This window comes from Pseudoalteromonas sp. XMcav2-N, from assembly GCF_024124545.1.
Taxonomy (GTDB): Bacteria; Pseudomonadota; Gammaproteobacteria; order Enterobacterales; family Alteromonadaceae; genus Pseudoalteromonas.
Map to the genome: position 1 here is coordinate 214,229 of NZ_JAMXSF010000004.1, position 25,950 is coordinate 240,178.

Consider the following 25,950-nt stretch of genomic DNA (forward strand, 5'->3'; position numbering starts at 1 on the left):
TACCTTGTTAAAACACCTCGGGCCTGTGGCCATCAACGAGGTGTTTTTTGTGTCTGCTTAATAAATTGAGAGTATTATGAGTTTTAAACATATTTCAGTGACCCAAACGAAAGACATGCTGGCGCAATCGGATCTGGTTATTGCGGATATTCGCGACGCTAACTCGTTTGCACAGGGACACATTCCCGGTGCCGAGCACCTGTCTAATGACAATCTGGGACACTTTTTACAGGAAAAAGAGTTTGAGCAGCCTATTATTGTCGTGTGCTATCACGGTATCAGCTCACAAGGTGCTGCAAATTATCTCGCTGAGCAAGGCTTTGAAGACGTCTACAGCATGGATGGCGGCTTCACACAGTGGGCGCAGGAACTGCCTGATAGCGTAGCAAAATGAAACTGTCAGGCTCCCACGATAACCCTCGCGCGGTTCAGGGAGCCACAGCCTGTCTGAGGACTCAGCATATTCACTGCCGCGTTGTCAGAAAAAATGGACAATGGCCACAGGCAATCAATACCTGGCAGGAATGTGTTACCAGCCTATATCACGACCAGTATCTTGATACCTCCTGGCAGCTGCCCCGACGGGCTCACCACTGGTATATCAGGGAATTTGGCTGAATATGTGGCGCCGTTTTTGCCAACTGAGTTGGATCCTCAAAGCTGTCTTTATTACCTCGTTGGGTATTTTTCTGAGTTTCTATGTGTATGGTGTCGAGTCTGTCTTTAATATCTTCCAGTTTGAGCCTCACACGCCCTGGCGCTGGATCACACCTGCTTTTTTGCATTTTGGTTTATTGCACCTGGTAGTCAATCTTTTCTGTTGGGTATATCTGGGCCATCTGGTAGAGCGTCGTTTAGGAAACTGGGTGCTAAGCGCGCTGTTCATTGTAGGTGCCTTGCTGAGCAACTGGGTGCAGTATCTGCTGGCAGGTGCTAACTTTGGGGGACTCAGTGGTGTAGTTTATGCCCTGTTAGGGTTTTGCTGGATCCACTCGGTATTACACCCTAAATCACCGCCGTTGATATGCACGCCCGTTGTGGGGCTTATGTTGGCTTGGATGGTGTTAGGTTTTACAGATGTTTTGTTTATCAATATGGCGAACTGGGCACACTTGTTTGGTTTACTTGCCGGTATTGGTGTGGCGATCTTGGTCCGAGCTCGAGCTGAGTAGCAGGCCCATTTGATATGTCTAATGATATAAATATTTGGTAAACAGCACTTCCCGGATGATTTCTTGTCCGGTCTCTTCTTTTAATAAGGTTTTAAGCTTTTCAGCACAGCGCTGGCGAATTTCTTCACGTCCGGTTAGTGACTTTATTGTTTCTTCTGGCTCTTTACTTAAAATCTGGACAATGGCGTCACGCAGTAGTGGGGTGTGGTGTTCGACAACCGCGATATTACTCACGTCATCGAGCATTAAATCGACTGTAACGCGCACATACCCCAGCTTCTTATTAGATTGTCCGATATAGTTTGTAATGATGTCAGGCTCAAATCCGAAGTAACCAACGGTTGATTCAGCGCGTAAGTTTGTACTCACACAAATCAGCACAACTGCCATCAACGCGACACAGATACGATTCATAATAGCCTGAAAATACTTAACTAAATACCAACAATAGGATTAGTTTATACGTAAAACCAGTTTATGAACAGCAGTGAGTAGGGGAAAGGTAAACTTTTTTGCCGGAGTAAGCTTTGCTATTATGACGCGGTTATTACCTTAATTGAATTATCGACTTGTTTAATCTGCCAAAATTATTGCGATCAAGCTGGGAACCACTGTCCCGGTATAAGGACATCATTCCAGACAGGTTGCACCCGTTGTTGTGTGAGACTGGCTCTCTGACAGCTCTGCTGCGTTCTCAGTGTGATGCTTTGCATGTAGAAGTGCTCAGCGAACAAGTGTGTGAGCTGGAACATGAGGTGCAGGCTATTCTTAAGTGTGACAGAGCGCTATGTCGTGAGGTCGTGTTATATTGTGATGATATCCCTGTGGTGTATGGGCAAAGCTGGATCCCAGAAAGCGCGAATTCACTCGGGCTGAACAATATAGGTAACACGCCGCTGGGCGAGCGTTTGTTCGATCAGCAGGCATGGCAACGGGGTGAGATTGAGGTAACAAAACTTCAGAAAAAGACATTACCTTCATTTTTGCCAAGTAAAGACACATTAGGCAGCGATAGCTGTTTTGCAAGGCGTAGTGTATTTACGCGCCAGAATAGCAAAGTACTGGTGTGCGAAATCTTCCTCAATGGAGTTAAGGTATGAAGCTATCTCGGCTTCGAGCTAATCACATCGAAGAATATAAACAATTAATGCGGGTTGAGAAGCCGATCGGCACTTTGTTGCTGATGTGGCCAACACTTTGGAGCTTGTGGATAGCGTCAGGCGGTGTGCCACATTGGCATTTGTTGCTTATATTTGTTTTGGGCACTTTTATGATGCGCAGCGCAGGCTGTGTAATCAATGACTTTGCTGATCGTAAAGTGGATGGTGCAGTTAAAAGAACAGCACAAAGGCCTCTGGCCAGGGGCGCTGTGAGTGAAGGTGAGGCACTGACCTTATTTGCCTCACTCATTGGTGCTTCTTTTATCCTGGTCCTGATGCTCAATTGGCAGACTATTTTACTGTCGTTTGGTGCCTTGGTGTTGGCGAGTATTTACCCCTTTATGAAGCGTTACACCCACCTGCCTCAGGTTGTGTTAGGGGCTGCGTTCAGTTGGGGGATCCCCATGGCCTTTATGGCGGTTCAGGAAACAGTCCCTATGATTGCCTGGGTGCTGTTTATTGCGAACCTGCTTTGGACGGTTGCCTACGATACTAAGTATGCCATGGTTGATAAAGATGACGATGTGGTCGTCGGGATCAAGTCGACTGCCATTTTATTTGGGCGCTGGGACAGACACGTGATCGCAGGGTTGAATGTGGCCTTTCTGGCTTGCATGGCCTGGGTGGCGACTCAGGTAAGTATGTCAATGTGGTTCTGGGTTGGGTTTGCAGTTGCCGTGATCTGGCTTGCAAAACTACAATGGCAGATCAATGACAGAAGCAGGGATAAGTGCTTTAAGGCATTTTTGAGCAATAATTATGTTGGTCTGGCGATGTTTGCAGGTGTGGTTGCTGGCGTTTAATCAGCGAATAAAACGGCAGGGCTGAAATGACATTAAGGAAGATGAGGGTGAGCGAATTTTTTACTTTCTGACTCCGTTCTTCAGGCCCAAAACTTCGCCATCCGAACTGAGTGTATTGCTTAAAACTCGCTCAAAACTCCCATTTAACTAAACAGGACAAGAAAAACGGTTAGCCATAATTGGTTAACTGTTTACGGCTGTTGCAACCGCATTTTTCTGTGCTGTTTGTTCAATTAATGACAACAAGTTACTGACATGTGAACCACTACCAAGTTGGTGACTGGTTTGCACGACAATTTGTTCATGACTCGCATCCTTGTTAGTCTTAAGTAAGATTAGCTCAGGATCCTGTGCGATGACTTTAGAATGTTCAATGCTTGCAATTGCAAAGCTCTGGCTATTCTTCAGTCCATCAATCACCTGGCTGATGTTACCGATTTTGACGTTGGTTGACTTGTTAAGCCCTTCAACCGCCTCATTGAGCATATTCTGCACCTGTTTTGACTGAGAAAAGCAGCCATACATAGGGTACTGAGCAAGCTCGCTGCGACGAATACTGTCTTGTGTTGCCAGTGGATGTTGTTTAGCAACAAACAAAACAAGTTGGTCGGGCAGGTGGATATCACTCACTAAGCTGGTTGCAGATTCCAGATAAACACTGATATCGATTTCGCCAAGCTGAAGCTTGCGAAGTAGATCGTGTTCACTTAGAAGTTGCATTTCAACTTTGACGTTAGGGAAATCCGCCAAAAACTGTCCACATGACGTTGGCACTATGCTACTTGCTTGTGCAGTGTAACCAACAACAACGCGCTGCTGATCACGACCAAACAAACTTTGTTTGATAGTGTTTCTGGTTATGTCTAATTCCGACAAGGTTGACTTACAATAATTTAAAAAAAGCTCGCCTTGCTCGGTCAGTTTGACGGAGCGGGTAGAACGTTTGACAAGTTCACAGCCAATTTCATCTTCCAGTGTCTGAATGCTTCTGGTGAGTGCGGAAGTACTGATATTGGTTTGTTCTGCGGCTTGCCTAAAGTGGCGTAAATTGCCTAAAGCAACGAATTGCTCGAGTTGTTCAAATCTCATGTGAAATTCCTTTTATTTCAACAAAAATGCAATGACAACGTTGATTCCCTAATACTAATACAGTTTAGAGAAACATCCAAGTGAATTTTTTACATTTCGCTTACAAAAACTAATCTGGATACTGATCACGTATTGCGACGAATTGTTCCAGATTTTCTACAAACAGATCAACCAGTTTGGGATCAAATTGTTGACCTCGTTGGCTTTTTATCTCTGTTAGAATTTCTTCAAGTGTCCAAACAGGCTTGTAACATCGAACACTACCCAGTGCATCGAACACATCTGCAAGCGCTGTAATTCTCCCGGCGATGTCTATTTGCTCACCTTTCAGGCCTTGAGGGTAGCCACTGCCGTCCCACTTTTCATGGTGTTGGTGAGCGATGATCGCGCCACATTGCAAAATATCATTTGTTGAGTTTTTTAGTATTTCATAGCCTTGTTGGGCATGTGTCTTCATTATTGCCCATTCTTCGTCATTCAGCTTTCCAGGCTTATTAAGAATGACGTCCGGGATACTTATTTTTCCAATATCGTGCAAGGGTGAAGCAAGCTTTATAATTTCGGCCTTATAATCGTTCAATCCGACCAATTTGGCTAGTAATAAACTGTAATGTGCCACCCGCTTTACGTGTGAGCCTGTTTCTTTGGAGCGCTTCTCAACCGCTTCTCCGAGTATATAGGAGAGCTCTTTTTGTGATTCTTTGACTGTTTCTCTGAGATTCAGGTTGTCGTATGCAAGGGCAATGTTGTTAGCAAAAAATGCGAGTAACTGACAATCGGTAGGCTGCAACAGACCTTTTTTACTGACATACAGCATAGTCTCTAATCCAGCCTGGCTGGTAAAATAGCCCACATATTCATGATCTGATTTACTGGATGTTTTGCGATTATGTGTTTCTATAAAACGGCTTTTCACTTTATCGGGCAGTGCGGTTTGTTCTGGCTCAATACCTGCGCCAGAGGCAGCGAGTAGCTGAAATTCAGCCCCGGCACCATTTTGCTTGTTGACTGCGGCTGCGCAATAAATGTCCGAATCGCTCAGACCCATTACATCAGCAACGTGAGACAAAATGGTTGATGCGAAGTCCTGAACATTATTGCACTTCAAAAAGCTGGAGGATGCATCAATAATGCGTTCCAGACCCTGTTTATGTCGCTCAATTGTCTGAATATCTCGGTGGGAACGCAATGCTGAATAGAGTAAGGTTTTTAATTTGACTGCCGTCAGTTCGGTTTTGTTTTTGTAATCGTTAATGTCGTAGTCGCGGATGACTGACTCTTCCGGTGCCTCACCGGGTTGCCCCGTGCGCAGAATCAGGCGAATATCATGGTTGGCCATATCGTTACGGATGAATTTGATAAGATCCAGGCCCGCATGGTTACTTTCCATCACAACATCAATTAAACCAACAGAAATGGACTCCTCCGAATTCAGTATGTCCATTGCCTGTTTGGCTGAATATGCATGATGAAAGCGCAGTGGCTTTTGCTCAAACCGGAAGTCCGACAGCACCAGTTTGGTAACCTGATGAATGTCTTCTTCGTCATCGACCACCAGGATATCCCAATATGCATTATCTATGGTAATTTGCTCGTCATCCTTAAGTGGCTCATTTGAAAAGAGAAAACTGCTCACATAGAACCTCTGCTCAGTATGCATTCTCTGTTAGTATAGCCAGCAAAAAACTGAGTTGCTTAATCTTGTATTGGCTTTTTTTCAATATTGTTAAGTTCTATCGCAATGGCATCACAGGAAATGTGGATCTCGTACAAGGAAAGCAGCAAAGAGAGTGTCAGGCAGCACAGACTGGCGCCAAACAAGATCACGCCGAAGATAGCCACGTCGATAAACAATGCAAACATCGACAAGGTGCACAGTAAAAAGGCGATGACCCCCCATACCTGCATCAGGCGAATCAATTTGATACGTTTTTTGAGGTTATCAATTTGGGCAATAACCAGTGGTCTGAGATGTTCCCCCTCCCTGGCGTTTAACTCTCTGATCAGCTGTGCCAGCACTAAAAACCGGTTGGTATATGCCAGCAGCAGCAGGGAAATTGCGGGGAACAACAACCCGGGTGTGGTGAGCGTCATTTTTGTACTCCGTATAAGCACGCTACAATAGTGATTATCATAGCAAAATTTTGGAGTCCGGCGATGAGTAATGCAATGTTTGACTGGACGTGTGTGTATCGCACGGATAATCCGTTAGAAGCCCATATTATTTTGGGCTTGCTGACACAGGCGAGACTCAAAACACATGTCGAGGGTGCAGTGCTTGCCACCGCATTGGGAGAGATACCATTTTGTCAGGAGACAATAAAAATATTTGTCTGCGCGATAAAAGTACCCGAGGCGGAGGAAATCTTGGTAAACTACCAGCAAAATAACTTATCGGAAGATTGGCAGTGCCGCGGCTGTTCTGAACACAATGGTTCAGGATTTCAATATTGCTGGCACTGTGGAAAAAGCTATGACGAAAGCAAATAATTTTCAGCGCATCAGAGAGCTAAATTATTTACAAAAGGCTGTTCTGGCCGCGGCCATACTGGAACGTATGCTGCCCAACTACGGCCTGTTCAGTGAAGCAACCGGGTTCGGCGATGAGGCGATATTGCGCAGTGCGCTAAATGTATGCTGGGAAAAAGTGCTTTTGCCAAAAAGCAAAATCAGTCTGGAAAAGCAAATCGAGAAGATTGAGCCCAATGTCCCGGAGCTGAAAGATTTTGATATGTTTGGCACGTATGCTGCGATCGATGTGGCAACCGCATTACTTGGTTTTATTCAGGGTGTGATGAGTAAGGATGAGAGCGAGTTTGTCAATGTGGCGAAGATCTCTCAGGCAACCGTCGCAAGATACATTGAGTTTTTGTTAATAGCAGAAGACATTCAGCCCGACAATCAACAGGTGAGAGAACATCCTCTGATGCAGTACGAGATAGAAGTACTTGGCGAACTCATTGATTGTGTTGCTGACATGCCTCGGATCGATAATCAATCGGTTAAAACACTCAAAGCATTGGCATTGAGTGATGGGCAGACCAATATCGGTCTGGCAATTGAAGTCTGATTTTTTGTCCAAATTTTTACTAGTGGAGAATCAAAATTGCGAATTTTAGGTATCGAGTCTTCTTGCGATGAAACGGGGATTGCTATCTACGATGATGAACAGGGACTTTTGGCACATCAATTATATAGCCAGGTAAAAGTTCATGCTGATTATGGTGGGGTCGTTCCTGAACTGGCTTCAAGAGATCACGTTCGCAAAACCATTCCGTTAATTGAAGCCGCTTTTAAACAAGCAGGCTGTGGCCCCGAGTCTCTGGATGGCATTGCTTATACAGCAGGCCCCGGGCTAGTGGGCGCTTTACTGGTGGGGACTTCTATCGGCCGTTCACTGGCATTTGGCTGGAACATCCCAGCTGTGGCGGTACATCATATGGAAGGTCATTTACTCGCCCCGATGTTAGAAGAAGAGATGCCTGAATTTCCGTTTGTTGCGCTGCTGGTGTCAGGCGGTCACACTATGATGGTCAAAGTGGCTGGCATCGGTGAATATGAGGTGCTGGGAGAGTCTGTGGATGATGCCGCAGGTGAAGCCTTTGATAAAACGGCTAAGTTACTGGGACTGGATTATCCCGGTGGCCCCATGCTGGCTAAGCTCGCGACCAAGGGCGTGGCAGGTCGGTTTGTATTTCCGCGGCCCATGACGGATAGACCCGGGCTGGATTTCAGCTTTAGTGGCCTGAAAACAGCGGCCGCCAATACCATTAAGTCGGCCGGTGATGATGAACAAACCAAAGCAGATATTGCCCATGCATTTCAGACGGCAGTGGTGGATACGCTCGCCATTAAATGCAAACGGGCGTTAAAAGAGACAGGCATAAAGCGCTTGATCATCGCAGGGGGAGTCAGTGCTAATACGGAACTACGGACCAAGCTTGAGCGTATGATGCAGGGCATGCAAGGTAAGGTGTACTATCCAAGAACGGAGTTCTGTACCGACAACGGTGCGATGATCGCCTACGCGGGTATGCAGCGCCTTAAAGCTGGCCAAACCGCTGAGTTGAGCATGAAAACCCAGCCGCGTTGGCCACTAGATAGCCTGCCACCATTGTAATACGTTGGCACTAGTCGACGTTTTTCTTACCGAGCTTTGGCTCGGTGCCGTTCAGGAGTCGACGTATGTTGGCTCTGTGACGGAATATAATCAAGAGCGTCAGGAAGGACACCGGCAGCGTGTACAAAGGCTTTATCATCCAGGTATAGGCTGGTGCAGCTAATACTGTGACAATGGCCGCCAGTGATGAGTAGCGCGTGAGGGCGACAACCAGTAGCCATGTACCAATTAACATCCCACCGAGCGACAGTCCGATTGGCAGTAGGGCACCAAAGGCCGTTGCAACTGCTTTTCCGCCATTGAAATGAAAAAACACAGGATAAATGTGACCCAGGCAGGCACACACTGCAACTATGCCCAGCCAGATCGGTTCAATACCAAGAAAATAGGCACCCCAAACGGGAATGGTGCCCTTGAGAATATCAAATACCAATACCAGTACTGCCGGGAGTTTACCGCCAAGACGCAGTACATTGGTTGCGCCTGGGTTATTTGAACCTGCAAAGCGGGGATCGGGCAAAGAAAAGAGTCTCGAAATCAAAATCGCGGAAGAGATTGAACCAAATAAATAAGCACAAACACATATTAAACTGACTATCACAAGCTTCCTTATTTTTTCTTGCCGTTATTTGGGCTATCATCGTCGCTTTATTTCAAGGCGGCTGGGTACGTGAAAAAGCCGATCCGAATCAGTCATGTCAGGAGTTTACATGGACACGGTCTATATCTCGCAATTACACGTCGAGACCATAATAGGAGTTTACGACTTTGAAAAAGAAAGTAAACAAAGCCTTTTCTTTGATATAGAGATGAAGACCGATATCTCGGCTGCTGCGCAACAGGATGACATCACTCTGGCCGTGGATTATGCCAGGGTGAGTGAGCGTGTAATTGCACATACTGAGGCAAGCCGGGTTGAACTGCTGGAGACACTGGTCGAGCAACTTGCTGCCATTATTTTGCAAGAATTTGCAATTCAGGCAATCACCATTCGGGTCAGTAAGCCGGCAGCCGTTCCTCAGGCACAAACTGTTGGCCTGGAAATCACGCGGACAAGATAACATGGCGCACGTTTTTATCAGTATTGGCTCCAATGTGGAGCGTGATCGTCATTTTCGTCAGGGGCTTAGGGCCCTTATTGAGTATTTCCCTGATTATATTCATTCAGATGTCTATGAAAGTGAGCCTGTAGGCTTTAGCGGTAAAAATTTCTACAACTCAGTGTTTGCGACGCACACGGATATGCCATTGCCAGACTTATGCACATTGCTCAAGCAGATAGAGCGTGACAATGGCAGGACGCCACAGGATAAGAAGTTCAGTCCCAGAACTCTGGATCTGGATATCCTGTTTTACGACGATATGATCTGTGATACCCCAGCACAATTGCCACGAGATGAGATCACCAAGAATGCATTTGTCTTAAGGCCGCTGGCGGAAATTGCGCCTGAATTTGTTCACCCTGTGCAGGGCTGCAGCATGGCTGAAATCTGGCAAGCGTATGACAATCAAACACAAAAGCTATGGAAAGTGGAGTTTTCTTTATCATGAGTATCATTGAAATCATTGTACTGGCTCTGATCCAGGGGTTGACCGAATTTTTACCTATTTCCAGCTCGGCGCATCTGATTTTGCCTTCGCAGATATTAGGCTGGCAGGACCAGGGGTTAGCGTTTGATGTGGCCGTTCACGTTGGCTCGTTGGCTGCTGTACTGATTTACTTTCGTAAAGAAGTGGCAGATATACTGGGTGCCTGGTTTAAATCGTTCGGCAAACAAGGTGTAACGGAAGACAGTCGCTTGGGCTGGTGGATCATTGTCGCGACTATCCCGGGTCTGGTCATTGGCTTCTTGGCCAAAGATTTGGTTGAGGACTTTGCCCGCAGCGCCTGGGTCATTGCGGCGACTACTATTATTTTTGGTCTCTTACTTTGGTATGCCGATGCCACAGCAAAACAAACTAAGACGATTTACCAGCTCAACTGGCGTAGTGCCCTGATCATTGGTTTTGCACAGGTGGTTGCCGCTTTACTGCCTGGTACATCACGCTCTGGTATCACCATGACGGCCGGTATGATGCTCGGACTAAATAAGCAAAGTGCGGCTCGTTTTTCGTTTTTGATGTCGATCCCGATTATTGCCGCCGCAGGTGGTTATTACACGCTTAAGCTGGCCACCGGAGATGAAGTGATTGATTGGGGGGCCATTGTGACTGGCACCATTTTATCTTTTATTTCCGCTTATGCATGTATTCACTTTTTCCTTAAGGTGATTGAGCGCATGGGCATGTTACCGTTTGTTATCTACCGATTATTGCTGGGTCTGTTCCTGGTGATTTTCCTGATGGTGTAATGTCTCAGGGCGGGCTCAAAAGCCCGCCAACCAGCCTATATTGCTTTACGGTAGTACACCACATCCACAGGTCCATCCGGGCCGGTGTGTTTTCCTTCTTTTAAAAATGTCATCGACAGTTTCTGCATGATATTAATTGAGCCCAGGTTGTCTTTCAGGGCAATGGCGCTCAAATAATCCATCTTATTCTGCTCAGCAAGATGCTCTGCAATATGCTTAGCGGCTTCAGTGGCATAGCCTTTCCCCCAGGCCGCTTGTTTGAAGCGCCAACCGATCTCCAGATCTCGTTCTTCCATGTCACCCTCGAAGAAATTCATGGGGCGGATCAATACCCAGCCCAGAAATGTATCGTCGTCAAGTAAACTACAGTGCCACAGGCCCCAGCCTTGTTGCGGGTGAGTAAATTTTGCCAGGCGTGGCAGATAAAACTGCTCAATTTGCTCGCGAGAAGTTGGCTGGCCATTGGTAATGTAGCGCATAACAGCAGGATCACTGTCGAGTTCAGCGAGCAGATCACCGTCCTGTTGTGTCATAAGGCGGTATTTTAAGCGTGTTGAAGGCGCAATTATCATCATTGTTATACTGCTTTTATCATCAGAATTGTCTAAGATAGCCGGCCCAAGTTTGAGGAGAGAAGTGTGGAAAACTCGGTACTGGCATTACGAGCCCAACAAATAGCATCCGCGCGGCGGGAATTCAAGGCCCGGGGATCAAAATTACCCCGCTGCGAGCGGTGTTTACTGGCCGAACCTTTATGTATTTGTGCCGGTATTCAGGAGGCTGAATGCGGCAGTGCAGTGTGTCTGTTGATGTATCACAATGAGAGTTTCAAGCCTTCCAATACGGGCCGTCTGATTGCGGATATTGTGCCAGACAATCATGCGTTTCGCTGGGACCGCACCGATCCTGACCCTGATTTACTGGCTTTACTGAATGATCCTGCCTACCAGCCGGTGGTGGTTTTTCCGGCTGAGAATGTTGAACCTGAGCGGGTGATACATCAGGTGACGCAGCAAAGAGGCAAAGCGCCGCTCTACATTTTTCTCGACGGGACCTGGCGTGAAGCGAAAAAGATGTTTCGAAAAAGCCCTTACCTGGATCAGTTTCCTGTCTTGTCCGTGACACCGGAAAGCTTGTCTGATTATAAGTTGAGGGTAGCTCCGCATGCTCACCAGCTGGGAACAGCGGAGGTTGCTTGTGTGGTGTTGGCAGAAAATGGCGAAACACAGGCTGCGGAATATCTGACTCAGCATTTTGTGGATTTCCGTGATGCGTATCTGAAAGGGAAGAAAAGCAAATTGGCGTGAGCAGTTAAACGCGTAATACCAATTTGCTTAATTAAGTGTTCTATTTTGAGGCGAGAAAATATGTTCGATAACTAGGCAAAAATTTTGCTATTTAGTTGTTCTAAATGAGAAATTTTTAACACAGCTAGCGTCATATTTGCTCCGTCAAATTGAACAGGTATTAAGTGAAATTGGTATAAATTTAAAAGGGCCACAAATAAGAAGAGCGCGACCCTTGCGGGCCGCGCTTGACGGAATCTTCTAAATAGCGTCCTGCTATGTTGATGAGATCAACTCCTTACATGCTCGTCCATGTCTCGCCTTGCGTTGTCATTCTGCGAGATGTACATCCTGTACTGTCCTTAAAGCAATCAGCGCTCCCATATGCTGACTTAGTCCGTGCTTACCATCCTTTGTGTCGTCATCCTGACTTGTTCCTGTCTCCCTGTATTCCAATGCACCATCCACCTGTGCATCAACATCCTTACTTAAACGGCATGTCCTGTTGTCCGAAGCCTAATCCTAGTTCCTGACACTCCTACCGCACAAACTCCCTGACCGGCAACTCAATCCATTTCCCTGTTGCTTTGTGCTCTCCCCTTGAGATGACTAAAGTATATGAGACTCTGGGTGAGATAACACCACAAAAAAACGCTTTGAAATTCGGGTAATTAACTTGGCCACAAAAAAACTTGTTATCTAACAAAGACCTTTTTGTATTTTGTTGATAAAGTCAGCGTTATCTTCATAGATAGCGACAAGCTTAGTGAGAGATATCTCACAAACAAACGTCCGTATGTCGCTATTTAATAAAATTGCAATATGCCGAACTATCGGCTGTATTTTGCCTGGTTTCGGGTTACCATATCCTGAGAATAGTAATTGTTTTTATTTGGAGCTCCTATGAAAAGTGCAATCGTAACTCTGCTTGCTGCTGTTACTAGTTTATCTGCTGTCGCTGCGGATGAGGTAAATATCTATTCCTATCGTCAACCTTTCCTGATCCAGCCGATTCTGGATGATTTTACTAAGCAGACTGGTATTAAAACTAATGTGGTGTTTGCGAAAAAAGGCCTGATTGAGCGAGTCAAACGGGAAGGAAAACATGGTCGTGCCGATCTTGTACTGACGTCGAACTTCAGTGCGATGATCCAGCTTGAGGAGCTTGGGTTGACTAACCCGATAGAAAGCGAAACGGTTGACAAAAATATTCCAGCTAGCTTTCGGGATCCGGATGGCCACTGGGTCGCACTGACCAAGCGTGTACGTAATGTTTATTCCTCAAAAGACAGATCAGGCAAGCTAACCAGCCTGAGCTATGAGGAGCTTGCAGACCCTAAATACAAAGGCAAAATTTGTACGCGTTCAGGTAAACACCCCTATAACCTGGGGCTGGTAGCGTCCATGATTGCACACCATGGTGAGGCTGAAACCAAAACCTGGCTGCAGGGGGTGAAAGCGAATCTGGCACGTAAGCCACAGGGTAATGACCGTGCGCAAGTTAAAGCCGTAAAAGAAGGCCTGTGTGACCTGGCGCTGGGTAACAGCTACTATTTTGGTAAAATGCTGGAAGACAGCAAGCAAAAAGCCTGGGCTGATGCGGTTTATATTAATTTCCCAAATCAGACCGACCGTGGCTCGCATCTGAATGTTTCGGGTGTGGTAATGACCAAGTACTCGAAAAACAAAGAAAATGCCTTGAAACTGATCGAGTTTATGACCGACAATAAAGCCCAGAACATGTACGCCTCGATGAATATGGAATATCCGGTTAAACCGGGCGTCGAATTGTCGAAACTAGTGGCATCCTGGGGCACCTTTAAGGAAGACAGCTTACCTTTGTCCGAGATCAGTAAATACCGTCCGATGGCGCTTAAGCTCATCGATGAGGTAAAATTTGACCTGTAAATGCAATTAAAACAAAGTCTGTCCTCGTGGCAGTGCGTGGCGTGGTTGATAGGCATAGCCCTGTCAATCCCGCTGGCATTTCTGATTTTCGAAGCACTGCAAGGTGAATCGGAAGTATTCAGCCATTTATGGCAAAGCGTGTTATGGGATTATACCCGTAATACCATAGTGCTGATCGCTGGTGTAGTGACGCTCAGCTCACTCATTGCCCTGCCGCTGGGGTGGTTAACAGCCTACTGTCAGTTTCCCGGTAAGCGGATATTTGAATGGGCATTGATGTTACCTCTAGCACTTCCAGCTTACATCATCGCATACGTTTATACTGATTTACTCGATTATGCCGGGCCGGTGCAGATCTGGTTGCGACAGCAATTTGGCTGGCAGGGGCCGGATGATTACTGGTTTTTTGACCTGCGTACTTTGCCGGGCGCCATAGTTATGATAGCCCTGGTGCTTTATCCCTATCTGTATTTGATTTTCAAAACCGCTTTGAGAGAGCAGTCTTTCAAGCTGGTGCAGGCCAGTCAACTGATGGGCATGAGTCCGGCGCAGAGTTTCTTCAAAGTGAGCTTACCTTTATCCCGTGGCGCAATTGTCGCGGCATTGGCGCTGATCAGCATGGAAACCATGGCCGACTTTGCCACCGTGCATTACTTTGCGGTAAGCACCCTGACAACAGCTGTGTATGACACCTGGCTGGGATATTATTCGCTTACTGCCGCAGCCAAGATCTCGGGTATCATGCTGTTGTTTTTATTTGTCGCGCTGTTACTTGAGCGAATGAGTCGCAAAACACAAGTGGTACATGAGCGACAGTCCGGGGTGAACGACACTTATCTTTACGATTTGACGGGTTACCAGGGGTGGCTGGCTTGGGGGTTCTGTATGCTGATCCTCGGTGTCGCGTTTTTTGTGCCGGTTGGAATACTCCTCAATTACGCGTGGCATTATTTTGATCAGGCCTGGAATGCGGAGTTTTTTACTTACGCGCTGCAGAGTCTGAAGATCAGTTTATACGTGAGTGTTATCGCAATGATGATCAGTTTATTGGTGGTGTATTATCAGCGTATTGAACCGGGCAAACTCTCGCCGTTGCCAGGCCGGTTTGCCAGTACCGGATATGCATTACCAGGGACCGTTCTGGCAATTGCGGTGCTGTTACCGCTCACTTTAATGGACACCAAACTAAATGAATGGTTTGATGGCTCAGGCTTTGAACCCGGCCTGTTACTGAGTGGTACTTTGTTCGCTATGGTTTTTGCCTATGTCGTGCGGTTTTATGCGATTGCCCATGGTGCCGTGGAATCGAGTTTTGTGCGTATTAGTCCGAGTATTGATATGGCCAGCTTATCTCTTGGGAAAGGGCGCTTTCAGACCCTGACCCGGGTTCATATGCCTTTACTTAAACGCGGACTGCTGACCGCTGGCTTATTGGTGTTTATTGAATGTATGAAAGAACTGCCAGCGGCACTGCTGTTAAGACCATTTAATTTTGAAACCCTGGCCACCCATGTTTATCAGTATGTCAGCGATGAGCAACTTGAACTGGCCTCTATCTCTGCCTTGTTTATCGTCCTGGTTGGACTGATCCCGTTATACTGGGTTAATCGCTCAATGGAACAACACAACTAATGCCAAGCTTAGAAATTCAATCGTTACACTACCATTATGATGGTCACCCAGTGATCCAGCAGCTCGATTTAACGGTGGCTGAGAATGAAATAGTTTGCCTGCTCGGTGCCAGTGGCTGTGGTAAAACGACAACCTTAAAGGCAATTGCCGGGTTATTGCATCCCCAGCAAGGTGAGATCCGGATCAATGGCAAAAGTGTCAGCGGCGAGCGACATTTTGTGGCGCCTCAGCACCGCAACATCGGTATGATGTTTCAGGATTATGCACTGTTTCCGCACCTGACTGTTGAGCAGAATATCGCCTTTGGTCTCAATAAATTGAGCAAGTCCGAAAAGCACAGTCGTGTGGCACAAATGTTGGAACTGGTGCATCTGGAAGGCTATGCGAAACGCTTCCCCCACGAGTTATCTGGTGGCCAGCAGCAGCGGGTAGCGATTGCCAGAGCCCTTGCATACCATCCCAACTTGTTGTTGCTGGACGAGCCGTTTTCAAACATCGATGCGCAGGTGCGCTTTCAGCTGATCAAAGATATTCGCGATATTATTAAAGATCAGCAGGTATCGGCGATTTTTGTCAGTCACTCCAAAGATGAGGCCTTTGCTTTTGCCGATCGGCTCGCCATTATGCATCAGGGGCAAATTGCCCAACTAGGCACACCCAAAGAGCTCTTCCAGCATCCAAGCAGTCGCCAGGTGGCGGAATTTTTGGGACAGGGTGCCTACGTGACGGCACAGCGTCACAACGGTGCTCAGGTTGAAACGGCATTTGGATCTGTGGAGTCCCTGATTGATATTCAAAACCCGGTACCGGAAGGACAAATATATCTCAGGCCCAGCCATATCGAACTGTTTAATGCAGAGCAGGGTCAGGTTGAAGTGACGCAACATCGCTTTGTCGGGACTGAGTATTTGTATGCCATTGAGCTGGAAGGTCAGAAGTTAGAAGTGGCGATGCCATCAGATAAACCACTGGATCTCTCTCGGCCTGTGAGTTTGAAAATTAAGCCCCATGCGATAAACTTCTTTTCTTAAGGCATAACAATTCGTTACATTACCTAATAGCAAATTAGGGAAGGGCGGTGACCGGGCGTGCGTGGTGATGCCCAATAGAGACGGGTACAACCGCACCAGCCGGGTTTAGTATGGCGCGTTGATTTGATGATAGGAAGGGGTGATGGCGCAAGCACAATCAGGGGTATGTGCCGAGGCAAATCTGCATGGTTTGCACTTATTTTTTAATGTACTGGATGGCCAGGACGAAGTTGTGCGCTCGGCGCTCAGTCAGGCTGGCAGGTTGCAGGATGAACTCAGTGATCGTTTTTCTGAGGCCATGCTGAGCAGTTTTGTGGCCATTGGCGCACAATACTGGCCTCACATTTATCCCGAGTTTATACCTCCTCAGCTAAAGAGCTTTCCCCTGATTAAAAGCAGTGAGCACTTGTGCCACAGCCAGCCGTTTGATCTGCTCTATGTGATCCGCTCAGACAGAGAAGACGTTAATCACCTGTTTGCGCAAAGTGTACTGCACATGCTGGCGGGCAGTGTTGAGCTGGTTGCTCAGGTACGCGCATTTCGATTTCTCGATGGCCGTGATTTCAATGGCTTTGTCTATGGCGCTGATATCCCTCATGGGCGCTTCAAACGCCAGGTTGCGCTGGTGAGCAACCCGGACGGCCTGGATGATCAGGGGAGTTATATTCACGTGCAGCGTACTCAGTTTGATTTGGCTCGCTGGCAGGCATTGCCCTTGTCTGATCAGGAGCAACTGATGGGGCGTACTCGACTGGATAATGAGTTGATTGAAGATGCTCCCCCCTACAATCATGCCCGGCTCAACGAGATAAAGGACAGCGAAGGGAAGCCTTTGTTACTTAATCAAAGTATGCCGTATGGGGATGTTTATGAACAAGGCAGCCTGTGGCTTAGTTGCGCAGCGAAAGGTAATGCGTTTGAGCAATTACTGCATAGCCGGTTTGGGTTGTGTGGAGATGGTGATTACGACCCTCTGCTGGACTACTCTCAGGGTGACATGGGGGCGGCGTTTTTTGCGCCATCGCTAAATTTTCTAAAGCAAATGGCGCAGTAGTCACCGCTATCAGACATTATCAAACAGGGTCTTCACTCGCTCCAGAGTCTCATCAATCTCAGAGACCTTGGCGGGGGCAATAAAAATGGTATCGTCGCCTGCGATGGTACCAAGCACTCCGTCTGCAGAACCTAAAGAGTCCAGAAGTCGGGCAATAAGCTGTGCTGCTCCCGGGCTGGTACGAATAATAATCATCATTTCATTGTGTACTATGTCAATCACCAGCTGTCGCAGCGGGCTTTTGGCTGTGGGCACACCCATTTCTGCCGGTAAACAATACACCATTTCCTGTTTAGCATTGCGGGTCCGGACAGCACCGAACTTGCTCAGCATACGAGAGACTTTGCTCTGACTTATATTATCGAACCCCTGTTCTTTTAGGGCATCGACTATTTCACCTTGAGAACCAAAATTTTCTTCTTTTAACAGGGCCTTAAAGGCTTTGACGAGGGCTTCTTGTTTTTCCTGCGGCTGCATATTCAGTACTTCTTTGTGACTCAATTGCTAGGATTCTACACAAAACCACTCTGTTACCCAAATTTATGCACAAGAAGATTCTTCAAGCGGGCAGGATTTCCTATATATGAAACTGACATTGGGGCGTAAACCATTAGTAGCAGTATTTGTCGCGAACTTTACAACTATAGTCGAAAAAAAGACGAAAATTGCGCGGATAAATTTGTTTTTGGCGGCGCTTTTCATTATCTTTACAGCACATTTAATTCCACCTTCAAATTATGGAGAATTCCAATGAAAGTTGCTGTATTAGGTGCCGCTGGCGGTATCGGTCAAGCATTGTCTCTTTTGCTTAAAAACGGTTTGCCTGCTGGTTCTGAGCTTGCGCTATACGACGTAGCGCCAGTAGTACCTGGCGTAGCGGTTGATCTGTCTCACATCCCTACAGCGGTAAAAGTCGCTGGTTTTGGTAAAGATGACCTGGATGCAGCGCTGGTTGATGCAGACATCGTTCTGATCCCTGCGGGTATGCCACGTAAGCCGGGCATGGACCGTGCTGATCTGTTCAATGTGAATGCAGGCATCATCAAGACTCTGGCTGAAGGCATTGTTAAGAACTGTCCCAAAGCCCTGGTTGGTGTGATCACTAACCCAGTTAACGGCACAGTGCCAATCGTTGCTGAAGTGTTCAAAAAAGCAGGCACTTACGATCCAGCTCGTGTATTCGGTGTGACTACTCTGGATGTTATCCGTGCAGAGACTTTCATCGCTGAGCTGAAAGGCCTGAACGTAAGCGATGTGAAAGTGCCAGTGATTGGTGGTCACTCAGGTACTACTATTCTGCCTCTGCTTTCACAGGTTGAAGGTGCTGAGTTCTCTGATGAAGAAGTCGCTGCACTAACCAAGCGTATTCAGAACGCCGGTACTGAAGTGGTTGAAGCTAAGGCGGGTGGCGGTTCTGCAACTCTGTCTATGGGCGCAGCTGCAGCACGTTTCTGCTTCTCACTGGTTAAAGGCCTGCAAGGCGAAAACGTGGTTGAGTATGCGTACGTTGAAGGCAACACTGGCGATGCAACTTTCTTCGCACAACCAGTACGTCTTGGTAAAAACGGCGTAGAAGAGCTACTGCCATACGGCGAGCTGAGCGCGTTTGAGCAACAAGCAAAAGACGACATGCTGGCAACTCTTGAAAAAGACATCAAAGAAGGTGTTGATTTCATGGCATAATTGCCAGCTTACTGAGCAAAAATTTTGCCTGGTAAGTGAAACGAAAAAAGCCTGTCATTAGACAGGCTTTTTTGTGTCTGCTTACAAAGCCGCTAGTGCAGGATACGGGCACGAATAGTGCCTTCAACCGCACTCAGCTCTTTTAATGCAACTTCGGAATGATCGCTGTCCACATCAATCACCACGTAACCAATGCTTTCGTCGGTTTGCAGGTATTGGGCTGCGATGTTGATACCATGCTGTGCAAACGCCTGGTTAATTTGTGTCAATACGCCAGGGCGGTTCTCATGCACGTGCAACAGGCGACTGCGGTTAGATAGCTCAGGGAGTGATACTTCAGGGAAGTTCACCGCCGTAACTGTTGAGCCATTGTCAGAGTACTTGGTCAGTTTACCGGCAACTTCGATACCAATGTTTTCCTGCGCTTCCTGAGTAGAGCCTCCGACGTGTGGCGTTAGGATCACATTGTCGAATTGGCGCAGTGGCGAGACAAACTCCTCATCATTAGACTTGGGCTCGACAGGGAATACGTCAATGGCTGCACCTGATAGCTTACCTGCACTGAGTGCTTCTGCCAGTGCATCGATATCTACGACGGTACCGCGTGAGGCATTGATCAAAATGGCACCTTGCTTCATTACTTCCAGCTCAGCCATACCGATCAGGTTCTTGGTTTGCGACGTTTCTGGTACGTGTAAACTCACCACATCAGCCCGTTGCAATAGCTGAGTTAAACTCTGAACCTGCTGCGCATTGCCTAAGGTGAGTTTATCTTCGATGTCGTAGAACTCGACCTTCATGCCGATGTTTTCAGCCATGATCCCCAGCTGCGTCCCTATATGACCATACCCTATGATCCCCAGCGTTTTACCGCGTGCTTCATAGGAGCCGATAGCTGATTTGAACCATTCACCGCGGTGTGCCATGGCGTTGCGTTTTGGAATGCCCCGCAATAGCAGCAGGATCTCACCGAGTACCAGCTCTGCCACCGAGCGCGTATTAGAAAATGGTGCATTAAATACGGCAATACCGCGTTTTTTAGCTGCGTCCAGGTCAACCTGATTAGTGCCAATACAGAAGCAGCCAACCGCAACCAGCTTTTCTGCAGCTTCCAGTACGGCTTCACTCAGGTGAGTACGGGAGCGGATCCCGACAAAGTGGACATTCTTAATCCGCTCAATCAGTTCACTTTCAGGTAGCGATGTCTTCACGTACTCGATATTGCTATAACCGTTGCGTTTGAGTGTTTCAACTGCGCTTTGGTGTACGCCTTCCAACAATAAAATGCGAATTTTGTCCTTTGACAACGATACCTTACTCATGACTTATTCCTGTTACTTAATTTGTGGCCCCTCTGGGGTACCTGTAATGACGATGTTGGCGCCGCGCTGAGCGAACAAGCCATTGGTGACAACACCGACGATTTGATTAATTTTTTCTTCCAGTTCAGCTGCCTGGGTGATGGACAGACCATGCACGTCTAAAATCACGTTACCATTGTCCGTCACGACGCCCTGACGATAGACAGGATCGCCCCCCAGCTTGAGTAACTCACGCGCCACATAGCTGCGTGCCATTGGGATCACTTCAACCGGTAAAGGGAACTGACCCAGTACGTCAACATGCTTAGTGTTGTCGACGATACAGATAAACTGTCTGGCAACCGCTGCAACAATCTTCTCGCGAGTCAGTGCTGCACCACCACCTTTGATCATCTGGTTGTGCGCATTGATTTCATCCGCCCCATCCACATAGATGTCCAGCTCAGAGACATCATTGAGCTCAAACACCTCGATCCCCAGCGCCTTCAGCTTTTCTGTGGAAGCTTCTGAGCTTGAAACCGCCCCTTTAATAGTATCTTTGACACTGCCTAATGCATCGATAAAGTGGTTTACGGTGGAACCTGTACCCACACCAACAACTGTACCAGCTTCGACATATTGTAGTGCCGCCCAGGCAGCTGCTTTTTTCATTTCATCTTGAGTCATAACGCGATCACTGTTTTAGTTAATTATTGGTTCGCAATTATACGCCCAAAGCGCAAAAAAGTATGCCAGATGCCTTTAATCGGAGAATTTATGATCTGGCACTTATGTGATGAATCAGTAGTGGGAAAAATACATTATCAATGCGTTCACCACTGATAGCATTTTTGCGGCGTGATTATGGTTGGTAAGGGCACGTCCCAGGCCTCTGTTGGCAATGCCGGGACTTTCTGACAGTCATGTGCCAGGCCAATTAACTTTGGTTGTTGCCAGTTTTCACGATAATAACGCGCCAGCGTGCGATCATAGTAGCCACCTCCCATACCGAGGCGATTGCCAGCGTCGTCAAACGCCACCAAAGGAAGCAGTAAATAGTCTAACTGCGCCAGTGGGCAAATTTGGCTACAATTTAATTCAGGCTCTAAGATAGCATAGCGATTCTGCCTCATGGGTGAGTTTTTTTCATACTTCTGAAACAGCAAAGTGACCCCGCTAAAGGGGTGGATTACAGGGAGGAAAAGCGTCGCACCTTTGGACCAAAGTGATTGAATTAAAAGGTTAGTTCTGAGTTCCCCATCGTTCTCCAGATAGATCCCGATCCGGGCCTCTTTGGGGAAGTTTATGTGTTGAATAAAATTAATATTTAATTTTTCTTCTGCATCTTTCTGCTGTAGTTCTGAAAGTCCATTACGAATTTTTCTAATGTTTTTTCTAATTTCCTTTCTGATACTTGCAGTATCTTCATCTAAACGTGAATTTATTTTCATTACATGGGTACCAACTCAGGGAAAGCGAGGCTGATGCCCAGAACGACCAGCAACAACACTAATAGTGATAGCAGAATATATAAGAGTTTTTTAGATCGTTTAGGAGGCTCACTGTCCAGTTCAAATTCGCTGAACAGGGATTCGTCTTCCCATTCATCGTCTTCACTTTGCTCATTCTGTACCTGCTTACCGTCGATACGTTGTTCAAGCTCATCCAGTTTTTCTTCAATGCGGATCAGGCTGCTGGTGATGTAATCCAGAGCATCAAATACGCGCTCATTCGCAGCGCTTTGAGCGACTCCTGCGCCTGGTGAGGCTTGTGATTGTAATTTGCTCTGGATCCCATACATTGTAAGTAATTTTGCCTGCTTCAGACACTTTTGTTTGTCTGCGGGACCAAACAAGGGTTTACCTGAGGTAAAGTCGGTGACCTTTTGTTCCGGTACTTTTAACTTGGCTGCGAGTTGCTCTATGGCTGCCTGGTTGTCGGAACCGGGCTTAAAACCAGAAAACACAACGCGAAATTGCTCGCTCATGAGGTTTCCTCACTATCTGTACTTCAGGCCCACGGCTCACTCTGAACCCTGCGGATTGTTGTTAACTTATTGCTGAGTAAGCAGAATAAAAACATGGGCATCGTCAATTGTTGTTTTGAGTATACCTAACTTTTCCAATCTGTGTGTGAAGTTATCTGTGCGCGTCGCAAGGGAAAGAAAAACGGCGCCTCAGTTGGGCGCCGTATTGTCGTGATTCAGCTAGGATCAATATTTCGCTGCCTGGTTATATTTGAGCGAGTCTGTAATGAACGCTCGTAAGTCCTGATTGGCCTGAGTCAGGTCTGGGCGACGCAGATACATCATGTGGCCTGAACGATAACCCTTAAAACGTAATCTGTCCTGCATTTTTCCGCTGGGATCCAGGTGCCAGAGGTTGTACTTGCCATCAAAGTAGTTGGTGGCACCATCATAGTAACCTGATTGCACCATCACGTTCAGGTATGGATTTTTCGCCATTGACAATCGCAGTTGTTCACCCACCTCATTATTGCTGCGGTCCCAGGGGCGTACGTCACCAAACATGTTGTATTTTATGTCGGTTTTATAATTCAGCTCGGAGCGGAAATAATGATTGATGGCTGGTGTAAATGCGTGCAACCAGGCATCTAATTCTGGCCAGTAATCTGGGCCTTCACCTGCTTCTCGTTTATCAATCCCCAGGTAACGTGAGTCCAGACGGCCGACAGTATAACCCCGTTCGCGTAACAACTCTTTCCAGAAAGCATGGTTGGGAATGTCGAGGTTATTCTGCAGAACGAACTGCTCCGATAGCCCACTGAAGTGCGCAACTTTTCTAGCTACTTCCCGGCGTGTCTGCTCACTCAACATCGCTCCTTTGGCCAAAGCGGGCAGGTAATAGTCTAACGTATACGCTTCTACCTGCTTAAGTACGCTCAGCAGGTCCTGGTTTTGCAGCTCTTCAGAGAGCGCATTGTGATACCAGGCCGTCGCAGCAAAGTATGGCAAGCGGTTAGCACTTTTCACTGGCCCTTGTCGTTTAATGCCAATATCCGTCGGAGAAACCAGTACGACGCCATTGAGAAATAGCCACTGCTTGTTTTGTAGCTGATGGGCTAAACCAGAAACACGGGTCGTTCCATAGCTTTCTCCGATCAGAAACTTCGGAGACAGTGCGCGGTCATGACGGTTAATAAAAGTATTCAGCCAGCCCGCTAGATATTCCACATCGGCATTGACACCAAAAAAGCGTTTTTGCAGAGTTTGCTTGTCTGCCATCGAACCATCTTGCTCGGGTAATACACGCGAATAACCTGTATTAACTGGATTCACAAACAGGATATCTGCCACATCCAGCACGGAATCCGGATTGTCTTTCAAGCCATATGGCTGCATTGGGTAGCCTTCATCGTCTATTTTCAGTACCCGAGGACCGGTATAAGCGATGTGCATCCAGACCGAGGCTGAACCCGGTCCGCCATTGAATGAGATCAGTAACGGGCGGGTGGCGGGATCTTTGACTTTGCTCTTTTTATAGTAAGTGTAATGCAGCGTCGCGATGGGGTGGCCTTCTTTATCCCATACCGGTTGAGTGCCCGTGGTGGCCGTGTAGGCTAAGCGCGCTCCGTTAAAGGTGCCTTTGTGCTCGGTGACAACCTGGGCATCAATTTGCTGGGTTAACTGACCTTGGGTTTGGGCTTGTGCCAGTCCTGTTTGCGGCAGCGTGGTAAGCAGGGTCGCAGAAAGAGCGAAAAGTAATGGCTTCAACAACATATTCTTTTAATTTTTGATGAAATGAGTCGCGCTATTTAAGACGGATATGTCGGAGAATTCAAAGAACTTGAGACTAATAGCCAAAAAATAGGCTATGTGTGCCAGGTGTTAATTTTTATAGTTTGATTGGTTTCTTTTTTGTGTTTTAAATCACGAGAACTGGTGGTGGTTCGGCGCAGGTCTGTTGCTGTCTGTTTACAATTTAATTGAGTCGTGAGTTTTTTTTGTCACAGAAATCGCGTATATTTAATCCTTATGTCCGTAGTATGAAAGTATTTAGCACTGTTAAATTCTTGTATCTCTTCCCTTTTCTCGTAGTTTTTAGTAGAGCATAGTAATGCAAAGAGTATTAATCGTCGAAGACAGTAAGGTCGTGCAGCAGATCCTACGCCACCTTGCGTCACAACACCTGGATGTGGAAATTGATTATGCCTGGTCACTGAAAGAAACCCAGGCATTACTCGAGAGCCAACATTACACCCTGGCACTGGTTGATCTGACCTTACCTGATGCATCGGATGGTGAAGTGGTTCAGCTAACCCTGAGCCGCAATGTCCCTACGGTGGTACTGACCTCCAAAATAGATGAATACAGTCGTCAGCAAATGCTTGAGATGGGCGTTGTGGACTATGTGATTAAAGACAATCGGGATTCCTATTTGTACGCCATCAAATTGGTATCGCGTTTGTTGCGTAACGAGGGGTGCCAGGCGCTGATTGCAGACGACTCCATGATCAGTCGTGCTGTGATGCGGCAAATGTTGGAAAAGCAACTGTTCACTGTATTTGAGGCTCAAGATGGTGAGCAAGCCCTCAATATGCTCAATGCTAAACCAGAGATAAAACTTCTTTTGACCGACTATGCGATGCCGACCATGGATGGCTTTGAGCTGGTCAAAGCTGTGCGAAACAGTCGTGGACGAGATGACCTGGCTATCATAGGTTTGTCAGGAGCGGGCAGTCACGGTTTGTCTGCAAAATTCATTAAATATGGCGCCAATGACTTTTTGACTAAGCCGTTTATGAATGAAGAGTTCCACTGTCGTGTAATGCAAACGATGGATCAGCTAAACCTGATTGCGGACATCAAAGAATATGCCCACCGGGATTTTCTGACAGGTCTTTATAACCGTCGTTATTTTTGCCAGCACATGGATAAGGTACTCAAAAATAAGCCGGATCAGTTTACGCTGGCCTTACTTGACCTGGACCACTTTAAGGCCATCAATGATCAGTATGGTCACCTTGGCGGTGATAAAGTCTTGTCTCAGGCTGCTGAATTGCTGAGTAGTTCATTCAACCACTGTTTGGTGGCCCGTGTCGGTGGGGAAGAATTTGCGGTGCTGATGCCGGGCAATGATCTGGACGTGGCCAAAGACAGTTGTCAGGACTTTAGAGAACGTTTTGCCAATACCCAGTTTATGATCCAGGATGAGTCGCTGCACTGCACGCTCAGCGTTGGGATTGCCCGGTGCGATAAAGCGACACTCAGTGATGTTATGCGTGCAGCAGATAATGCACTGTACCGAGCGAAAGAAGCCCAGCGTAACTGCGTCATGGTCAGTGAAAGCTAAAGCGGGCGACGCCACATTCAACTTTGCACCATTTCAAGTCAGACAACA

General features: G+C 47.1%; 30 protein-coding genes. 18 read left to right on the top strand and 12 right to left on the bottom strand.

Features of this window, described 5'->3' with window-relative positions:
* Window positions 1-76 precede the first annotated feature (76 nt).
* Genes glpE through NH568_RS07230 form a run of 3 tightly spaced genes read left to right on the top strand, consistent with a single transcriptional unit; the run spans window position 77 to window position 1,172 of the window.
* Entirely contained in the window at window positions 77-394 is a 318-nt protein-coding gene (gene glpE / locus NH568_RS07220) for a thiosulfate sulfurtransferase GlpE (RefSeq protein WP_253046071.1), read from the top strand.
* On the top strand, window positions 391-618 hold the full coding sequence (locus NH568_RS07225; RefSeq protein ID WP_253046072.1) for a hypothetical protein: 228 nt from the start codon (window positions 391-393) through the stop codon (window positions 616-618). The genes glpE and NH568_RS07225 overlap by 4 nt, the downstream gene beginning before the upstream one ends.
* Before the next feature lie 2 nt (window positions 619-620).
* Window positions 621-1,172, top strand: coding sequence for a rhomboid family intramembrane serine protease (locus NH568_RS07230; protein WP_253046073.1), 552 nt, complete (start codon window positions 621-623; stop codon window positions 1,170-1,172).
* Window positions 1,173-1,190: 18 nt separating this feature from the next.
* Here the strand turns inward: NH568_RS07230 and NH568_RS07235 are convergent, their stop codons facing one another.
* Window positions 1,191-1,586 carry a flagellar basal body-associated protein FliL gene (locus NH568_RS07235; RefSeq protein WP_253046074.1) on the bottom strand — a complete coding sequence of 132 codons (396 nt, stop codon included), beginning with the start codon at window positions 1,584-1,586 and terminating at the stop codon, window positions 1,191-1,193.
* 239 nt (window positions 1,587-1,825) lie between these two features.
* Here NH568_RS07235 and NH568_RS07240 point away from each other — a divergent pair, with 239 nt between their 5' ends.
* Window positions 1,826-2,272 (top strand): chorismate lyase, encoded by a 447-nt coding sequence (locus NH568_RS07240; protein WP_253046075.1) that lies wholly within the window; start codon window positions 1,826-1,828, stop codon window positions 2,270-2,272.
* Window positions 2,269-3,135 (top strand): 4-hydroxybenzoate octaprenyltransferase, encoded by an 867-nt coding sequence (gene ubiA / locus NH568_RS07245; protein ID WP_253046076.1) that lies wholly within the window; start codon window positions 2,269-2,271, stop codon window positions 3,133-3,135. The genes NH568_RS07240 and ubiA overlap by 4 nt, the downstream gene beginning before the upstream one ends.
* 183 nt (window positions 3,136-3,318) lie before the next feature.
* Here the strand turns inward: ubiA and NH568_RS07250 are convergent, their stop codons facing one another.
* The 3 genes from NH568_RS07250 to NH568_RS07260 all read right to left on the bottom strand — a co-directional run bounded on the left by NH568_RS07250 (window position 3,319) and on the right by NH568_RS07260 (window position 6,318).
* The gene (locus tag NH568_RS07250; RefSeq protein WP_054014569.1) at window positions 3,319-4,224 is read right to left on the bottom strand and encodes a LysR family transcriptional regulator; all 906 of its coding nucleotides are present in this window, start codon (window positions 4,222-4,224) and stop codon (window positions 3,319-3,321) included.
* 109 nt (window positions 4,225-4,333) lie between these two features.
* Entirely contained in the window at window positions 4,334-5,860 is a 1,527-nt protein-coding gene (locus tag NH568_RS07255; RefSeq protein ID WP_253046077.1) for a DUF3369 domain-containing protein, read from the bottom strand.
* Window positions 5,861-5,919: 59 nt separating this feature from the next.
* Window positions 5,920-6,318: a DUF2721 domain-containing protein gene (locus NH568_RS07260; RefSeq protein ID WP_253046078.1), complete on the bottom strand. Its 399-nt coding sequence runs from the start codon at window positions 6,316-6,318 to the stop codon at window positions 5,920-5,922.
* Between the two features lie 63 nt (window positions 6,319-6,381).
* On the opposite strand from NH568_RS07260, the gene NH568_RS07265 reads away from it, so the two are divergent.
* From NH568_RS07265 to tsaD, 3 genes are read left to right on the top strand one after another with little or no spacing between them, the layout of a single operon-like run.
* Window positions 6,382-6,714 (top strand): DUF2007 domain-containing protein, encoded by a 333-nt coding sequence (locus NH568_RS07265; RefSeq protein WP_253046079.1) that lies wholly within the window; start codon window positions 6,382-6,384, stop codon window positions 6,712-6,714.
* Window positions 6,698-7,294, top strand: a complete 597-nt coding sequence (locus NH568_RS07270; RefSeq protein ID WP_253046080.1) for a YjaG family protein — start codon at window positions 6,698-6,700, stop codon at window positions 7,292-7,294. Before NH568_RS07265 ends, NH568_RS07270 begins: the two co-directional genes overlap by 17 nt.
* A gap of 36 nt (window positions 7,295-7,330) precedes the next feature.
* On the top strand, window positions 7,331-8,344 hold the full coding sequence (gene tsaD, locus NH568_RS07275) for a tRNA (adenosine(37)-N6)-threonylcarbamoyltransferase complex transferase subunit TsaD (RefSeq protein ID WP_253046081.1): 1,014 nt from the start codon (window positions 7,331-7,333) through the stop codon (window positions 8,342-8,344).
* 10 nt (window positions 8,345-8,354) lie between these two features.
* Here tsaD and plsY read toward each other — a convergent pair whose 3' ends face one another.
* On the bottom strand, window positions 8,355-8,945 hold the full coding sequence (gene plsY / locus NH568_RS07280; RefSeq protein WP_253046082.1) for a glycerol-3-phosphate 1-O-acyltransferase PlsY: 591 nt from the start codon (window positions 8,943-8,945) through the stop codon (window positions 8,355-8,357).
* A 109-nt stretch (window positions 8,946-9,054) separates the two neighbouring features.
* Here plsY and folB point away from each other — a divergent pair, with 109 nt between their 5' ends.
* The 3 genes from folB to NH568_RS07295 are packed head-to-tail and all read left to right on the top strand — an operon-like array spanning window position 9,055 to window position 10,695.
* Window positions 9,055-9,405: a dihydroneopterin aldolase gene (folB, locus tag NH568_RS07285; RefSeq protein WP_138550426.1), complete on the top strand. Its 351-nt coding sequence runs from the start codon at window positions 9,055-9,057 to the stop codon at window positions 9,403-9,405.
* A gap of 1 nt (window position 9,406) precedes the next feature.
* Entirely contained in the window at window positions 9,407-9,895 is a 489-nt protein-coding gene (gene folK, locus NH568_RS07290; RefSeq protein ID WP_253046083.1) for a 2-amino-4-hydroxy-6-hydroxymethyldihydropteridine diphosphokinase, read from the top strand.
* Window positions 9,892-10,695, top strand: coding sequence for an undecaprenyl-diphosphate phosphatase (locus NH568_RS07295; protein WP_253046084.1), 804 nt, complete (start codon window positions 9,892-9,894; stop codon window positions 10,693-10,695). Before folK ends, NH568_RS07295 begins: the two co-directional genes overlap by 4 nt.
* A 35-nt stretch (window positions 10,696-10,730) precedes the next feature.
* On the opposite strand, the gene NH568_RS07300 is transcribed toward NH568_RS07295, so the two are convergent.
* The gene (locus NH568_RS07300) at window positions 10,731-11,270 is read right to left on the bottom strand and encodes a GNAT family N-acetyltransferase (RefSeq protein ID WP_253046085.1); all 540 of its coding nucleotides are present in this window, start codon (window positions 11,268-11,270) and stop codon (window positions 10,731-10,733) included.
* 63 nt (window positions 11,271-11,333) lie between these two features.
* On the opposite strand from NH568_RS07300, the gene NH568_RS07305 reads away from it, so the two are divergent.
* From NH568_RS07305 to NH568_RS07325, 5 genes are all read left to right on the top strand, one after another.
* Window positions 11,334-12,002, top strand: coding sequence for a tRNA-uridine aminocarboxypropyltransferase (locus NH568_RS07305; RefSeq protein WP_253046086.1), 669 nt, complete (start codon window positions 11,334-11,336; stop codon window positions 12,000-12,002).
* An 882-nt stretch (window positions 12,003-12,884) separates the two neighbouring features.
* Window positions 12,885-13,889: a Fe(3+) ABC transporter substrate-binding protein gene (locus NH568_RS07310; RefSeq protein WP_253046087.1), complete on the top strand. Its 1,005-nt coding sequence runs from the start codon at window positions 12,885-12,887 to the stop codon at window positions 13,887-13,889.
* On the top strand, window positions 13,890-15,521 hold the full coding sequence (locus tag NH568_RS07315; RefSeq protein WP_253046088.1) for an iron ABC transporter permease: 1,632 nt from the start codon (window positions 13,890-13,892) through the stop codon (window positions 15,519-15,521). It begins immediately after the preceding gene.
* Window positions 15,521-16,552, top strand: coding sequence for an ABC transporter ATP-binding protein (locus tag NH568_RS07320; protein ID WP_253046089.1), 1,032 nt, complete (start codon window positions 15,521-15,523; stop codon window positions 16,550-16,552). The genes NH568_RS07315 and NH568_RS07320 overlap by 1 nt, the downstream gene beginning before the upstream one ends.
* A 142-nt stretch (window positions 16,553-16,694) precedes the next feature.
* Window positions 16,695-17,606, top strand: a complete 912-nt coding sequence (locus tag NH568_RS07325; protein ID WP_253046090.1) for a Dyp-type peroxidase — start codon at window positions 16,695-16,697, stop codon at window positions 17,604-17,606.
* Window positions 17,607-17,615: 9 nt separating this feature from the next.
* Here NH568_RS07325 and argR read toward each other — a convergent pair whose 3' ends face one another.
* Window positions 17,616-18,083, bottom strand: a complete 468-nt coding sequence (argR, locus tag NH568_RS07330) for a transcriptional regulator ArgR (protein WP_054014583.1) — start codon at window positions 18,081-18,083, stop codon at window positions 17,616-17,618.
* Window positions 18,084-18,356: 273 nt separating this feature from the next.
* On the opposite strand from argR, the gene mdh reads away from it, so the two are divergent.
* Window positions 18,357-19,289, top strand: a complete 933-nt coding sequence (gene mdh / locus NH568_RS07335) for a malate dehydrogenase (RefSeq protein ID WP_125716590.1) — start codon at window positions 18,357-18,359, stop codon at window positions 19,287-19,289.
* 92 nt (window positions 19,290-19,381) lie between these two features.
* On the opposite strand, the gene serA is transcribed toward mdh, so the two are convergent.
* From serA to NH568_RS07360, 5 genes are all read right to left on the bottom strand, one after another.
* Entirely contained in the window at window positions 19,382-20,611 is a 1,230-nt protein-coding gene (serA, locus tag NH568_RS07340; protein ID WP_253046091.1) for a phosphoglycerate dehydrogenase, read from the bottom strand.
* Between the two features lie 12 nt (window positions 20,612-20,623).
* Window positions 20,624-21,277 (bottom strand): ribose-5-phosphate isomerase RpiA, encoded by a 654-nt coding sequence (gene rpiA, locus NH568_RS07345; RefSeq protein WP_125716588.1) that lies wholly within the window; start codon window positions 21,275-21,277, stop codon window positions 20,624-20,626.
* A 146-nt stretch (window positions 21,278-21,423) separates the two neighbouring features.
* Entirely contained in the window at window positions 21,424-22,041 is a 618-nt protein-coding gene (locus tag NH568_RS07350) for a 5-formyltetrahydrofolate cyclo-ligase (RefSeq protein WP_253046092.1), read from the bottom strand.
* Window positions 22,041-22,577, bottom strand: a complete 537-nt coding sequence (locus NH568_RS07355) for a hypothetical protein (RefSeq protein ID WP_253046093.1) — start codon at window positions 22,575-22,577, stop codon at window positions 22,041-22,043. Before NH568_RS07355 ends, NH568_RS07350 begins: the two co-directional genes overlap by 1 nt.
* Before the next feature lie 225 nt (window positions 22,578-22,802).
* Complete coding sequence (locus NH568_RS07360) at window positions 22,803-24,329, bottom strand: carboxypeptidase (protein ID WP_253046094.1); 1,527 nt, start codon at window positions 24,327-24,329, stop codon at window positions 22,803-22,805.
* Window positions 24,330-24,666: 337 nt separating this feature from the next.
* Here NH568_RS07360 and NH568_RS07365 point away from each other — a divergent pair, with 337 nt between their 5' ends.
* Window positions 24,667-25,902 (top strand): diguanylate cyclase, encoded by a 1,236-nt coding sequence (locus NH568_RS07365; protein ID WP_253046095.1) that lies wholly within the window; start codon window positions 24,667-24,669, stop codon window positions 25,900-25,902.
* Window positions 25,903-25,950 lie beyond the last annotated feature (48 nt).

Bases quoted from the DNA above. Each gene is read 5' to 3' on its own strand.
- mdh (WP_125716590.1), top strand. From the start codon at position 18,357: ATGAAAGTTGCTGTATTAGGTGCCGCTGGCGGTATCGGTCAAGCATTG.
- NH568_RS07265 (WP_253046079.1), top strand. From the start codon at position 6,382: ATGAGTAATGCAATGTTTGACTGGACGTGTGTGTATCGCACGGATAAT.
- NH568_RS07260 (WP_253046078.1), bottom strand. From the start codon at position 6,318: ATGACGCTCACCACACCCGGGTTGTTGTTCCCCGCAATTTCCCTGCTG.
- NH568_RS07300 (WP_253046085.1), bottom strand. From the start codon at position 11,270: ATGATGATAATTGCGCCTTCAACACGCTTAAAATACCGCCTTATGACA.
- folB (WP_138550426.1), top strand. From the start codon at position 9,055: ATGGACACGGTCTATATCTCGCAATTACACGTCGAGACCATAATAGGA.
- NH568_RS07360 (WP_253046094.1), bottom strand. From the start codon at position 24,329: ATGTTGTTGAAGCCATTACTTTTCGCTCTTTCTGCGACCCTGCTTACC.
- NH568_RS07310 (WP_253046087.1), top strand. From the start codon at position 12,885: ATGAAAAGTGCAATCGTAACTCTGCTTGCTGCTGTTACTAGTTTATCT.
- argR (WP_054014583.1), bottom strand. From the start codon at position 18,083: ATGCAGCCGCAGGAAAAACAAGAAGCCCTCGTCAAAGCCTTTAAGGCC.
- folK (WP_253046083.1), top strand. From the start codon at position 9,407: ATGGCGCACGTTTTTATCAGTATTGGCTCCAATGTGGAGCGTGATCGT.
- NH568_RS07270 (WP_253046080.1), top strand. From the start codon at position 6,698: ATGACGAAAGCAAATAATTTTCAGCGCATCAGAGAGCTAAATTATTTA.
- rpiA (WP_125716588.1), bottom strand. From the start codon at position 21,277: ATGACTCAAGATGAAATGAAAAAAGCAGCTGCCTGGGCGGCACTACAA.
- serA (WP_253046091.1), bottom strand. From the start codon at position 20,611: ATGAGTAAGGTATCGTTGTCAAAGGACAAAATTCGCATTTTATTGTTG.
- NH568_RS07325 (WP_253046090.1), top strand. From the start codon at position 16,695: ATGGCGCAAGCACAATCAGGGGTATGTGCCGAGGCAAATCTGCATGGT.
- NH568_RS07315 (WP_253046088.1), top strand. From the start codon at position 13,890: ATGCAATTAAAACAAAGTCTGTCCTCGTGGCAGTGCGTGGCGTGGTTG.
- NH568_RS07295 (WP_253046084.1), top strand. From the start codon at position 9,892: ATGAGTATCATTGAAATCATTGTACTGGCTCTGATCCAGGGGTTGACC.
- NH568_RS07230 (WP_253046073.1), top strand. From the start codon at position 621: ATGTGGCGCCGTTTTTGCCAACTGAGTTGGATCCTCAAAGCTGTCTTT.
- NH568_RS07250 (WP_054014569.1), bottom strand. From the start codon at position 4,224: ATGAGATTTGAACAACTCGAGCAATTCGTTGCTTTAGGCAATTTACGC.
- glpE (WP_253046071.1), top strand. From the start codon at position 77: ATGAGTTTTAAACATATTTCAGTGACCCAAACGAAAGACATGCTGGCG.
- NH568_RS07355 (WP_253046093.1), bottom strand. From the start codon at position 22,577: ATGAGCGAGCAATTTCGCGTTGTGTTTTCTGGTTTTAAGCCCGGTTCC.
- NH568_RS07235 (WP_253046074.1), bottom strand. From the start codon at position 1,586: ATGAATCGTATCTGTGTCGCGTTGATGGCAGTTGTGCTGATTTGTGTG.
- NH568_RS07365 (WP_253046095.1), top strand. From the start codon at position 24,667: ATGCAAAGAGTATTAATCGTCGAAGACAGTAAGGTCGTGCAGCAGATC.
- NH568_RS07350 (WP_253046092.1), bottom strand. From the start codon at position 22,041: ATGAAAATAAATTCACGTTTAGATGAAGATACTGCAAGTATCAGAAAG.
- NH568_RS07320 (WP_253046089.1), top strand. From the start codon at position 15,521: ATGCCAAGCTTAGAAATTCAATCGTTACACTACCATTATGATGGTCAC.
- NH568_RS07225 (WP_253046072.1), top strand. From the start codon at position 391: ATGAAACTGTCAGGCTCCCACGATAACCCTCGCGCGGTTCAGGGAGCC.
- ubiA (WP_253046076.1), top strand. From the start codon at position 2,269: ATGAAGCTATCTCGGCTTCGAGCTAATCACATCGAAGAATATAAACAA.